The organism is Microcoleus sp. T2B6 (assembly GCF_036700475.1).
Classification (GTDB): domain Bacteria; phylum Cyanobacteriota; class Cyanobacteriia; order Cyanobacteriales; family Microcoleaceae; genus Microcoleus.
On the sequence record NZ_JAUBOZ010000011.1, the window covers coordinates 25117 to 37136 of the forward strand.

11 protein-coding genes are annotated in these 12020 nt (G+C 46.6%); 5 read left to right on the forward strand and 6 right to left on the reverse strand.

Annotated elements, in window-relative coordinates:
* Nucleotides 1–54: 54 nt before the first annotated feature.
* On the reverse strand, nucleotides 55–645 hold the full coding sequence (locus tag QUA00_RS07300; RefSeq protein ID WP_333307395.1) for a hypothetical protein: 591 nt from the start codon (nucleotides 643–645) through the stop codon (nucleotides 55–57).
* A gap of 238 nt (nucleotides 646–883) precedes the next feature.
* Complete coding sequence (locus tag QUA00_RS07305; protein WP_333140261.1) at nucleotides 884–1273, reverse strand: DUF1830 domain-containing protein; 390 nt, start codon at nucleotides 1271–1273, stop codon at nucleotides 884–886.
* Between the two features lie 375 nt (nucleotides 1274–1648).
* Between QUA00_RS07305 and QUA00_RS07310 the strand changes: the two genes are divergently transcribed.
* The 3 genes from QUA00_RS07310 to QUA00_RS07320 all read left to right on the forward strand — a co-directional run bounded on the left by QUA00_RS07310 (nucleotide 1649) and on the right by QUA00_RS07320 (nucleotide 4983).
* A complete protein-coding gene (locus QUA00_RS07310; RefSeq protein ID WP_333140259.1) occupies nucleotides 1649–3229 on the forward strand; it encodes a photosystem II high light acclimation radical SAM protein in 1581 nt (526 codons plus the stop codon).
* Nucleotides 3230–3794: 565 nt separating this feature from the next.
* On the forward strand, nucleotides 3795–4244 hold the full coding sequence (locus QUA00_RS07315) for a hypothetical protein (protein WP_333140257.1): 450 nt from the start codon (nucleotides 3795–3797) through the stop codon (nucleotides 4242–4244).
* A 139-nt stretch (nucleotides 4245–4383) separates the two neighbouring features.
* Nucleotides 4384–4983, forward strand: a complete 600-nt coding sequence (locus QUA00_RS07320) for a hypothetical protein (protein WP_333101970.1) — start codon at nucleotides 4384–4386, stop codon at nucleotides 4981–4983.
* Nucleotides 4984–5062: 79 nt separating this feature from the next.
* Here QUA00_RS07320 and QUA00_RS07325 read toward each other — a convergent pair whose 3' ends face one another.
* From QUA00_RS07325 to ntcA, 4 genes are all read right to left on the reverse strand, one after another.
* Nucleotides 5063–5473: a pre-16S rRNA-processing nuclease YqgF gene (locus QUA00_RS07325; RefSeq protein WP_333409212.1), complete on the reverse strand. Its 411-nt coding sequence runs from the start codon at nucleotides 5471–5473 to the stop codon at nucleotides 5063–5065.
* A 494-nt stretch (nucleotides 5474–5967) separates the two neighbouring features.
* Nucleotides 5968–7092 (reverse strand): SUMF1/EgtB/PvdO family nonheme iron enzyme, encoded by a 1125-nt coding sequence (locus QUA00_RS07330; RefSeq protein WP_333140253.1) that lies wholly within the window; start codon nucleotides 7090–7092, stop codon nucleotides 5968–5970.
* Between the two features lie 364 nt (nucleotides 7093–7456).
* The gene (locus QUA00_RS07335; protein WP_333140251.1) at nucleotides 7457–9124 is read right to left on the reverse strand and encodes a DUF3084 domain-containing protein; all 1668 of its coding nucleotides are present in this window, start codon (nucleotides 9122–9124) and stop codon (nucleotides 7457–7459) included.
* Between the two features lie 77 nt (nucleotides 9125–9201).
* Nucleotides 9202–9867 (reverse strand): global nitrogen regulator NtcA, encoded by a 666-nt coding sequence (gene ntcA / locus QUA00_RS07340; RefSeq protein WP_006634020.1) that lies wholly within the window; start codon nucleotides 9865–9867, stop codon nucleotides 9202–9204.
* Between the two features lie 328 nt (nucleotides 9868–10195).
* Here ntcA and fabI point away from each other — a divergent pair, with 328 nt between their 5' ends.
* On the forward strand, nucleotides 10196–10972 hold the full coding sequence (gene fabI, locus QUA00_RS07345; RefSeq protein WP_333101974.1) for an enoyl-ACP reductase FabI: 777 nt from the start codon (nucleotides 10196–10198) through the stop codon (nucleotides 10970–10972).
* Nucleotides 10973–11377: 405 nt separating this feature from the next.
* Complete coding sequence (hisB, locus tag QUA00_RS07350) at nucleotides 11378–12016, forward strand: imidazoleglycerol-phosphate dehydratase HisB (protein ID WP_333289160.1); 639 nt, start codon at nucleotides 11378–11380, stop codon at nucleotides 12014–12016.
* The last annotated feature ends 4 nt before the right edge of the window (nucleotides 12017–12020 follow it).

A 12020-nucleotide genomic window follows, 5' to 3' on the forward strand; every position in this document is an offset into this window, starting at 1 on the left:
GAAAAGCCTGTTAAGCGAGAATGGTGCAAGATGTGAGTTGTAGCGGAGATAATATTACAGATTGCCTTTAAGCCCGATCGCCGTGACAATAGTCCACGTATCTACCAACAGCAGAAGCAGCGTACATCCCAGCAAAATAAGATACATCCAAGGCTGCGACAAAGGGCGGACATCTCTAGTATCAATACCTGTTTTTGCTTCCACCAAACCGACTAATTTACCAAATCCAGCCACTCGCATTGGCAACAAATAACCTTCACCCGAATGACTCAAAAAATAGTAAACTAAACCTCCTTGACCGGTCGATCGAGGTTTGAGAGCTTTTACCTCAGTCCAAGGTAGCGACCAACCCTTGCGAAACAAACGCGGAAACCACTTGGGATATGTGACTTCAATCCCTTCCTCGCTCAAAATTACCCTTTCACTGAGCACGCCGTAAAGGCCCACAGCCCCGACAACAATTCCTGCCCAGAGTGCGGCGGGAGGAACGGCTGCTTTCGTTACTTCCGACAAAAAAGGCAAGGGAATTGTCAGGGCTGTGTACAAACTCAACAGCGTGATTCTAATCAGGGGAGAAAGCCGGAATACCGCCGGCTCAAATACTGGGGCAGAAGATGGGGAAGAAGCAATAGGTTGTGCTGACATGGCTGAAAGTCGAGAAGCTGTTTAATGATATTTTTGCACAGTTGTCGAGGCAGCCAAGCACACTCAGGGAAATACGAAAAACCGGACAATATTTGCAGTTGTGAGTTTTGATCTAAAATTCATTTCAGAAACTTTGATTCTTAACTGTTGAGTTTTTACCGCTTTGCAGAAGTTGGAATTTTGAGCGCGGAGTTATCAATTAACTGACAATTATATAACTCAAAACTCACAACTCCGATTAATCGACGGCGGTTAGTGCCGGTACAGTCAAAGGTTCTGAGATTTCTCGGGATTTGGGGCGGCCGGCCATGATTGTTCGATCGCCCTGAACAGCCTCTGGGGATCTGCTAGGATGGACGTTTGAATAGGGGCCTTCGTTAATCTGCAAGCGATCGCAAGGAATTTTATCCGACAAAATTGCACTGGCCATCATCCCGGTGTGAATTTCCAATGCTGCAGCGGGCATCGCTTCAAACACTAAGCGCTGTCCGGGAAAAACTACTCGTTCAAAGTACCAGTTAGGAATGTTGGCGATGCGAGCAATCTGAATCTGACTGGTGGCGTTGACGTAGCAGCACAGAATCTTGCTGTCGGTGTCTGAGGGTACGGGGTCAAGAATTTGAGCCATAACTGCTGAGGGAGCCTTGCCTAAAAGTTTTAGTTATCTTCTCAGGCTAACACTAGGCGATCCCGCCTACTGTAAAGCCGACTACCAACTCCCTAATACATGAGAGACCGATCGAACTTAAATTAAAATTTATTCGTAAAATTATACTTTTTTTGACCCCCTGGTTAAATATTCGGTCAATCTACGCTGTATTTGCTTAAAAATTAGCTTTTTTCTGCTGCTCTCGCCGATCGACACCAACAAGCTCGGCTTTTAGCCAGTTTTAAAAAATTTAAGAATATTTAATGTCAAATTGCGAAAATTAGACATATTGTAAAGTTATATTAAAAGAATATTAACATAGCTGAAAAAGTTCCACTTTAGGATATGGCAATCATGGAAAACCGAGAAAACCGAGTCCTGTACGTTCGCCTCCCTTGCAATCCGATTTTCCCGATCGGAGTTGTGTATCTTTCGGATCACGTACACAAGCTGTTTCCCGATGTCGAACAACGCATTTTTGATTTAGGTGCCGTACCCCCCCTGGATTTCGCTAAAGCTTTGGATGCCAGCATAGACGAGTTTAAGCCGACTCTGCTGGTTTTCTCTTGGCGGGACATTCAAATTTACGCGCCCGTGGGCGGCAGAGGCGGCAACCCGTTGCAAAATGCCTTCGAGTTTTACTACGCCAAAAATCCGCTGATCAAGTTCCGGGGAGCACTCGGAGGACTGCGTTTAGCCGCGTCTTACTACACCGAACTCTGGCGCAATTTGGGACTGATTAAGCGCGGATTGAAGCGGGCCCGGAAATACCGCCCCGAAGCTCGTGCAGTGGTCGGAGGCGGTGCTGTGAGCGTGTTTTACGAGCAGTTGGGTCGCAGTTTGCCCACGGGAACTGTGGTTTCGGTGGGGGAAGGCGAAGCTTTGCTGGAGAAGTTGATTAAGGGCGAAGATTTGGCCGAGGAAAGGTGTTATGTGGTGGGAGAAACCGTGCCGCGCGCGAAGCTAATTCACGAAAAGCCAGCCAACATCGAGAAAAGTGCTTGCGACTATAACTACATCGAAACGATTTGGCCGGAATTTTCCTATTATCTACAGGATATGGACTTCTACGTGGGAGTGCAAACCAAGCGCGGCTGTCCTCACAATTGCTGTTACTGCATTTATACGGTGATTGAAGGGAAGCAAGTGCGGATCAATCCGGCGGATGAGGTGGTGGCGGAGATTCGGCAATTGTACGATCGAGGTATCCGCAATTTCTGGTTTACCGACGCTCAATTTATCCCAGCACGCAAATTCATTGATGATGCAGTTGAATTATTGCAAAAAATCATCGCCGCCGGCATGACTGACATACACTGGGCCGCTTACATCCGTGCGGATAATCTCACACCAGAGTTGTGCGATTTGATGGTAAAAACGGGGATGAATTACTTTGAAATCGGCATCACCAGCGGTTCCCAGGAACTGGTTCGCAAAATGCGGATGGGCTACAACTTGCGAGTAGTTTTGGAAAATTGTCGCGATTTAAAAGCAGCAGGTTACAACGATGTGGTTTCCGTTAATTACTCGTTTAACGTCATTGACGAAACCTTTGAAACCATCCGGCAAACTATTGCTTATCACCGAGAATTAGAGCGGATTTTCGGAGCCGATAAAGTAGAACCTGCGATTTTCTTTATCGGGTTGCAGCCGCACACTATTTTAGAAGAATACGCCTTTAAGAAGGATATTCTGCAACCTGGTTACGATCCCATGAGTTTGATGCCTTGGACAGCGCGCAAATTGCTATGGAATCCCGAACCTTTGGGTTCGTTTTTCGGACAAATTTGTTTAGAAGCTTGGCAGCGGAATTCCAATGATTTCGGTCGCGAAGTGATGGCAATTTTGGAGGAAAAACTCGGCTGTGCGGATTTGGAAGAGGCATTAACCGCGCCGGTGGAAATCAAAGATAAACAGTTGGCAGCCGTTAATTAATTACCAGGTTCGCAGTCAGGACGACCGTCCGTGAAAAAAGGGGAAATGGAAGAAAAAATGTGTTTTCTGTTTCCCTTTTTATTATTCAATAAATAGCTAAGCGTAAATAAACATTACCGTGTAATATCAAATCCGCCCTTCATCGTCCTGTATTCATCTCTCTGTTCTCTGACTCTGCGTTCTCTGCGTTCTCTGCGGTTTAATCATTCCAATGCAACCGGAATTGATATAACAGAGTCAGTTCGCGACATGGGGGCGCTTATTCCCGGTTTCTACGAAAATCAAAGGTTTAGTAACGAGAAATATATGAAGAAACCCGGTTTCTCAGATCGGCGTGGACAAGTCATAAAACCTTAAAAATGTCATAAATACAAGAGATTGCTTTCCTGCGATCGCATTGACATACTTATGTATTTTCACTGGTGTAGGGTGCACAGTTGGCACCTTACTTAAACCGACGGTGTACCCTTTTCCCTGCACCTCTCACCTCTGATATTAAATATTATTAATATCCAGCAAATATCGCTTAAGATGTAATTATATAGTTAAAGCCAGGAGTGACAAGATGTTTTATAAAGATACAGTTAAGGGCATTAAAGAAGTAGTTCTAGTTATGGCAGGCATTAGTGCGATTCCCTTCGGGATAGCTTCGCTTCACGGCTTTTTGACAGCCTCAGCAGAAGCAACTGCACTAAATCAACCCGCACCCAACACTTTGGGCAATAATCAACCGCTGCAAATTGCTCAAGTTGAGGGATGTCCGAGGGATCAAATGGTGCAATTTTTCGCAACGCCCAACTTTTCTATATACATTTGCAAAACCCAGGAAGGCGATATTTTTTACCGCGGCCTCAGCAAAATAAATGGCACCCAAATCAATGTCATGCAAGTAACAGCAGGTGATGACGGAAGTTATGAAGCGACTAACGGCAATATTATCTACTCGATTAACCCCCAACGCCTACAAGTCCGGCAGAATGGTAAGGTAATTTTGACCGAAGCTGTCATCAAGTAACACTCACTGTTATTCAACGATCGCTCTGATTAATTTAGGGTACATTTTATTAGCTGAACTCAAACAAATTGCAGATTCTTTCAAATTTAGGCATAATTATAAGAATAAAAGTCTGTATTATCAAAAAAGCTATCGGATTATGCCTTACAGTCAATTCACAATTACTAGAGCTAAAAAAGACTTTCAGTTAACTATCGTGGAGGGAACTCGGTTTTTTCCGGAGGTAGAATCAATTAATCCCAGTCCGAGATTGAGTAGCGAATTAGAAGATTTGCCTTGGACGATCGCAGTTGGTTCAGAAAAAGCCAGATCGGAAGCCATTGTCTACCCAGTTTTGCAAGAAGTCCGGCGCTTGATGAACCGCCAAATCAGTTTATTTTCGGGACGGGAATTCAATGTTGACCCCAGTTGCGAGCTCACCGGATACGTCGATTTTTTAATTAGCCGATCGCCCGAACAGCTTACCGTAGAAGCACCCGCGATCGTAGTTGTGGAAGCAAAAAAAGCCGATCTGAACGAAGGTATCGGTCAATGTATTGCTGAAATGGTAGCGGCACAGCGCTTTAACGAAGCAGCAGAACACCCGATCGCCACTATTTACGGCTGTATCAGCAGCGGCACTCAATGGCGTTTTCTCAAGCTTTCAGGAACAACAGTGACGATCGACCTTACCGATTATCCGCTGCTTCCGGTGGAAACCATTTTAGGATTCTTGGTGTGGATGGTTCAACAAGATTAGCTAGATTTAACTGATCCAGTAAAAAATAGGATTTCCCACGAAACCCAAAGTTTTTAGAACTTGCTTGAAAACCTCGCTGTCAACTGTCAACTGTCAACTGTTTGTTCAAATATCTTTCAATTAGGACGATCGCCACTATATCATCTACTGGCTTCGGTGGCGTCCGCATTCCCTGGGGAATCAAGCGAGAAAGGCCCGTCGGAGGGTACATTTGCCAGTAGCGTTCCCTAGCTTCTAAACTGCTGTACCTCTCGTCCACCTGAACAATTTTGAGCGCAGGCGACAAACTCTGCGTCAGTTTTTGTTTCCAACTCTTAGAAGTCGTTTGATCTCCGAGCACCAATAACTCAATGGGAAACTGTTCGCACAAAGATTGAATAGTAGATATCGCTGCTTCCGACTGCACAACTTGATGGTAGCAGACGCTTCTGTCTCTACCCATGACGGCGATGCCGCACTTGTCTTTACCCGGATCGAAACCTAAAATCATATTTATGAGTTCTGTGTTAATAAGTTTGTAGTTGCGCTGTTGTAGTCGAGGAAACCCATCGCCAACCTATATCTAATCTGGCACTTGCATTCTTGAATGTCTCAAAATCTTTGCGGGCGATCGTACTTATTTTGCTTGACTTTTTTGCAGGAGTGACATATTATATCATCATGGGAATCCGTGCGGCCATATAATGCCTAAAATCAGAAACCTGGTTTTTGCCACAATCTTTACTCCCCCGTTTTAATTTATCGAAAAAACCCGGTTTCTTTGACTCCCCGCGCAAAAACCCGGTTTCTCTCACCCCTGTGCAGGCGGTGCGTCGCTGTGAGATTGTCGATTTGATTTGCAAATTGCTGATGGCGACGCACCCTACTATTTTGAATCGCGTGTAAAGATGAGTGCAAAAAAAAATTAAAGTGCGCTGACGCACGCAAAAGGGTAAAGAGGAAAAAGGGAAAAGGGCTAAAGGGCTAAAGAGTAGAGAAGAGTCCTCACAGGGAAGACGGGGAGGAAGGGACAGCCAAAGCAACCGCAACACGAAAACCCCCGTCCAAGTACGAGTTGCCCGCAGAGCGGAAGTAGCGGCTTGCAGCACGGCAATGGACCGCACGGTACCAACACGAACCCCCACGCAGCACCCGGTAATCACTTGTTCCAGTTTCCGAAGAACTTCCGTCAGTCGGTGCGCCGTCATCGTTACTGGGCCACTTATCGCTGCACCATTCCCAAACCTCACCGTGCATATCATAAAGTCCAAAGGGATTCGGAGGAAAACTCCCCACATCCATTGTGTGTGCGCGATTAAGTCCCTTCGGTTCACCACCAAAGGGATAATTCCCATCATAATTAGCTAAATCTGTGGTAATTGTCTCGCCAAAATAGAAAGGTGTTGTAGTTCCGGCGCGACAAGCATATTCCCATTCAGATTCCGAAAGTAAGCGATAAATCTTGCCTGTTTTTTCAGAAAGTTTCCGGCAGAATTCTACAGCATCATGCCAGTTTACACTTTCTACAGGACTTTTTTCACCCCTAAAGAATGATGGAATATTTCCCATCACTGCTTGCCACTGTGCTTGGGTGATGGGGTATTTTCCTACATAAAAAGTCGGTACTGTTACTTGATGCTGCGGACGTTCGTTATCGAGCCTAGCTGATTCTGTTGCTGTCGAACCCATCATAAATGTGCCGCCAGGAATGTAAACCATGTCTAGTACAACTCCATCACCTAAGTCTTCAGGGAAGTAATGAGCAAAAGACTTTATGCGACTGTTTTCTGTTCCGTCAGCATCGACTGTGATGACCTCAAATTCAAATGTAGGAAAATAGTTTTGTAACTGTCGTTGAATCTTTTCCTCGTTTCGATATTTCAGCAGTGAATAGGCAGCACATTTCACCTGCATTGATTCATCCTGCAAAGCTTGCATTATCACATCTAAGCCAGCTTCTCCATATTTGAGTGCTTCGGAGAGTGCGGCGGTTCTCACTTCGACAATGGGTGAGGCTAATCGGCTTTTAACACCGGCTATGCCTCCCAGTACCGCAGCATTGACAGGAATTGAATTTTGACCGCCACGGACGGCATCATATTCTCTGGGTTCATTTTGATTCTCTGACATTACACCGCACGCTCCTGCATTTTAATTGAGCAAAATTTTGTTTTGTGATGCCAATATCTCAGGGTTCGATTCTTAGTTTTTCTACTTTGCTCTCTTAGCGGTGCGGTGCGTCGCTGTGAGATTATTGGTGGTGCTTCCAGATTTTTGGTGGCGACACACCCTACTAATTGGGTGCGGTGCGTCGCTGTGAGATTGTTGGTGGTGCTTCCAGATTTTTGGTGGCGACGCACCCTACGATTGCTATATATATGGCGGCACGGATTCCCATGATTTAATGATATGTCAAGGGCGCGAAAAAGTCAAGCAAAATTGTAATTCGATCGCCCAAAATTTTTGCTCAAATTCGATATGTCGATCGCACTTATTATTTAACTTTCACATCTGGGCCGCCCGGTGGTTGTTGTCCGGTGCGGAAAACAACGGCTCCGTTTTCACGAGCAACTAAATCTATTTTAAGCGGGCCGGCAATGTAAGTGACATCTGCGGCGATCGCCTGAACATCCAGCGGTTTATCGTACTGCTGCAACCGCTCGATAAAACCAGCTAAAGTTTCAACCTGATTGTCGGCCACTTGGACTCTACCGCCGACAACACCGATCAGGCGAGCGCGAAATTGACAAGCTTCTATCAATTGCAGCAACTGCTGCCGCACCTGTTCGTCGGTCAAAGTCACCGGATCGACAGCAACCCCTGCAATCACATCTCCAGCCCGGAACACAACTCGATTTATTTCTGCTTCTGCAAATACCTTAATTAGCTTTTCTTCCCGCAGGTAATTAGCACCAGCGACAATTCGCACCACGTAGTCTTGACCGTCTTTAATCTGACTAATTAGTTGATCGATTTCTGCTTTAGTAATTTGAATAACCTGGTCCCTAACCTTGGTATTTTCCGGCTGCATCAGTCCGACGGTGGTTTTATTTGCTTCTTGCAAAAGCCGATCGATCGCGCCACTTGCCATACCGGGTTCGATAATGCGAACGACGCCAGCAGCTAAAATTTGACCGCGCCTGATGGCAACTGTACCCTCGCGGATTGCCTGAAAGTCGCGTTCCAAAATTTGCACTTGTTGCTGCAAGACAGTTTGTTGCTGTTCGAGTTGAGCTTGTTGCTGTGCCAAGGTTTCTAGGAGTGCTTCCCTCTCGGCAATTACTTTGTCGCGCTCGACAATTATTCGATCGCGCTCGGCCAGATTTTGCATTCGCTGGGCAATTTCCTTGTCTCGCTGGGCAATTAGTTCGTTGCGATCGACAATTTCTCGATCGCGTTGGGCAATTTCTCGATCGCGCTGGGCAATTTGAGTTTTTACCTGCTCTCGCTGCTCGATTAACTGTTGGCGCTCTTCTTGCAGTTGGGCGATTTCCGAGCCTAAAGTCGTTTTTTGAGCAGAAACTGTTTTCAATTGGTTCTCGGTGCGATCGAGCTGAGCTTGTGTAGTCGATCGAATCGTTTCCACCAGTTTCAATTGTTCTTCGGTGCGGGATTTAGCTGCTTCCACACTGCTGAGCTGTTCTTCTGTCTTAGATTTAGCCGCTTCTACCTGACTTAACTGCTCTTCAGTTTTAGACTTGGCTGCTTGCACGCTGTTGAGCTGGGCCCGCAGCGAGTTTAATTTTGTTTGCGTCCGAGCTTGCTCGGCATTAGCTGCTTGGAGGGATTGATTAATTTGCTCCAAATTGGCTCTAGCTTGCGCTTGAGCGGCTCTGGCTTGAGCTAATTCAGTTTCAACTCGATTTTTTTCTTCAGTGGCTTGGTTGATTTCTCTGCGGGCGTTGTTGAGCCTTTTTTGAATCTCGTCTATTCTAAAAACTCCCGTTCGCAGCGGCTTGCTAGTAGCAAACAAAATGCCCAGAGTAATTGCTGACAGGATGCTGCCGGCCATCACTGTCACAACAACAGCAGTATCGCGGGGGCGAAGTTTGAACAAACTCAACCTTGCCTTGCCGACTTTCGTCCCAAGGCGATCGCTGACAGTGGCGATCACACCCCCCAACACTAAAATTACAAATACCAGGATGTATCCAGCAGTCATTCCGATTTTAGGTTTTGGATTTTGGATTTTGGATTGAATCTAAAATCCAAAATCCAAAATCCTATACTTTCTCGGCATCAAGTGAATTGCTGGCTTAAAGCCACCGGGTTGTGGACTGTGATCTTTTTCTTGTGGATCGAGATCATGGTTTCTTGCCTGAGATCGCCCAGCAAACGAGTCACCGTTACCCGCGTCGAGCCGATCGCTTCGGCGATCGCTTGGTGGGACAGCTTCAAATCAATCGTAATCCCCTCTGTACCGGGCACGCCAAAATCCCGGCACAGAATCAGCAAAAAGCTGACGAGTCTCGATCCCATATCTCGGTGGGCCAGCGTTTCGATCATCATCTCGGTTTGCAAAATCCGAGACGACAGTCCCCGCAGCATCACCATCGATAATTCCGGGTCTTCCTTAAGCGCTTTCTCGACTTGTTCGATCGGCAGCGAGATCAATTCCACCGGCGTAAAGGCTACCGCGTGGTAAAACCTGTCCGATCGGTGTCCCGTAATCAGAGACAGCACCCCAAATACGCTATTTTCGCGCAGGAGGGCGACTGTAATTTCTTCCCCTGCTTCGTACACCCTGGAGAGCTTCACAGCACCTCTAATGAGAACGTAGACGCGCTCAGCCGGGTCTCCAGGGAAAAAAATTGTCTTGCCCCGTTCAAAGGTTTCCACAATGGGTGGAAACGCCCCGCCGCTGATTTGGCGGAACACGGCTGCTAGCGGTCTATCATGCGTCACGACTAGATCCTTTGTACTAATCAATACTTTATAACTTGCGGATTAACCTTATTGAGTAAATATACTGCCCAACCTCCAATATGCAAGGATTCGGTTACTTCCATCTAATATTAAGGTAAACACACGCTGTATGATTAAATCTAGCCCTTCTCTTAACTTTTTCAATTCCCCCCCATGTAGCTCCACAGCAAAATTAATATCAATTGTGTCTCAATTGTGTCTCAATTGTGTCTCAATCAGTTAAATCTGAATCAGTTGTGTCTAAACTGGCGGGGTTGTCGCATAGAGCGAATGAGAACGGTGCTAGTTGCTTCTAGAAGAAATACAGATGATAGATTTGACCGGAAAAAATGCTCTTGTTACGGGCATTGCCAACAATCGCTCGATCGCCTGGGGCATCGCTCAGCAGCTCCACAAAGCTGGGGCCAACCTCGGCATAACTTATTTGAAGGACGAGAAAGGCAAGCACGAGCGTAAAGTCGCTGAACTGGTGGAACCGCTCAATCCCAGTCTGTATTTGCCCTGCAATGTCCAAGACGAGAGCGAAATTGAGTCTACTTTTAAAACCATCGCCGACAAGTGGGGCAAGTTAGATGTCCTAATCCACTGTCTGGCTTTTGCTGGCAAGGACGAACTTTCGGGAGATTTCACCAACACTTCGCGCCAAGGTTTCTCCAATGCTTTGGATATTAGCGCTTACTCGCTGGTGCGGCTTTGTGCTGCTGCTAAACCGCTGATGGCCGAGGGTGGCAGTATTGTGACCCTGACTTATTTGGGCGGCGTCCGGGTAGTTCCTAACTATAATGTGATGGGAATTGCTAAGGCGGCTTTGGAAATGAATGTTCGTTATCTGGCTGCTGAACTCGGCCCGTTAAATATTCGGGTAAATGCGATTTCTTCTGGCCCGATTCGGACTCTGGCTTCGTCAGCAGTTGGCGGTATTCTGGACATGATCCACCACGTTGAGGAAGTGGCCCCGCTGCGGCGGACGGTGACTCAGCAGGAAGTGGGAAATGCTGCGGCTTTTCTGTGCAGCAATCTCGCTAGCGGGATTACGGGTCAAGTTTTGTATGTCGATGCTGGTTACGAAATCATGGGAATGTAACGGTAGTCGAGAGTTTTGAGTTATGTAGGGGCGGGTTTAGACAATAAAATTTAACTTTAACAAGTAAGTTTTATCTCGCATCTTCTTGCACCATTTTCAAGAACCTGTAGGGGCGGGTTCACCAAAAACTTTCTCCGGTGACAGACAGGTTAAATAAACCCGCCCCCACCTCGCATCTTCTTGCACCATTTTCAAGAACCTTACGGGGCGGGTTCACCAAAAACTTTCTCCGGTGACAGACAGGTTAAATAAACCCGCCCCCACCCACCAAAAATCCCTTGATTGACATTGGTATCTGATGTCAGTTGTATGCAGAACAAGCCCCTCGCTTGAGACTCAACACTAAAAAAATCCCGTTCTCAAATTACTAATTATCAATAACTAATGAATGACCAATTGCGAATTATGGAGATAATCGATCGCCCTTCTGTGCCTCCTGCAACTTCAGTTCAACCAGCTAGGGCCGCCTTGGTGAAACGCACGACACTGGAAACGGATGTCACTGCCAGCCTCAATCTCGACGGTGTGGGAACTTGCAAGGCATCTACGGGGATTCCGTTTTTAGACCATATGTTGCACCAGATTGCTTCTCACGGATTGATCGATTTGGACGTGCAGGCGATCGGGGATTTGGAGATTGACGACCACCACACGAACGAAGATGTGGGGATTACCTTGGGCCAAGCCCTAGCAAAAGCTGTCGGGGATCGATCGGGCATTTCTCGCTTCGGACATTTCATCGCACCTTTGGATGAAGCTTTAATTGAAGTAGTGCTAGATTTTTCGGGACGGCCTCACTTAAGTTACAGCTTAGAAATTCCCAACCAGCGGATCGGAACTTACGATACCGAATTAGTGAGAGAATTTTTTTCGGCGGTGGTGAACCACACTCAAATGACACTGCACATTCGACAGTTGCAGGGCGGGAATTCTCATCACATTGTGGAAGCGGCGTTTAAAGCATTTGCGCGAGCTCTGCGGATGGCGGTAGAAATCGACCCCCGGCGGGCTACTCGGATTCCGAGTTCTAAAGGAGTTTTGTAGTATG

Excerpts from the sequence above, each read along its gene's own strand:
- QUA00_RS07300 (WP_333307395.1), bottom strand. The coding sequence starts at position 645 with ATGTCAGCACAACCTATTGCTTCTTCCCCATCTTCTGCCCCAGTATTT.
- QUA00_RS07305 (WP_333140261.1), bottom strand. The coding sequence starts at position 1,273 with ATGGCTCAAATTCTTGACCCCGTACCCTCAGACACCGACAGCAAGATT.
- QUA00_RS07310 (WP_333140259.1), top strand. The coding sequence starts at position 1,649 with ATGGAAAACCGAGAAAACCGAGTCCTGTACGTTCGCCTCCCTTGCAAT.
- QUA00_RS07315 (WP_333140257.1), top strand. The coding sequence starts at position 3,795 with ATGTTTTATAAAGATACAGTTAAGGGCATTAAAGAAGTAGTTCTAGTT.
- QUA00_RS07320 (WP_333101970.1), top strand. The coding sequence starts at position 4,384 with ATGCCTTACAGTCAATTCACAATTACTAGAGCTAAAAAAGACTTTCAG.
- QUA00_RS07325 (WP_333409212.1), bottom strand. The coding sequence starts at position 5,473 with ATGATTTTAGGTTTCGATCCGGGTAAAGACAAGTGCGGCATCGCCGTC.
- QUA00_RS07330 (WP_333140253.1), bottom strand. The coding sequence starts at position 7,092 with ATGTCAGAGAATCAAAATGAACCCAGAGAATATGATGCCGTCCGTGGC.
- QUA00_RS07335 (WP_333140251.1), bottom strand. The coding sequence starts at position 9,124 with ATGACTGCTGGATACATCCTGGTATTTGTAATTTTAGTGTTGGGGGGT.
- fabI (WP_333101974.1), top strand. The coding sequence starts at position 10,196 with ATGATAGATTTGACCGGAAAAAATGCTCTTGTTACGGGCATTGCCAAC.
- hisB (WP_333289160.1), top strand. The coding sequence starts at position 11,378 with ATGGAGATAATCGATCGCCCTTCTGTGCCTCCTGCAACTTCAGTTCAA.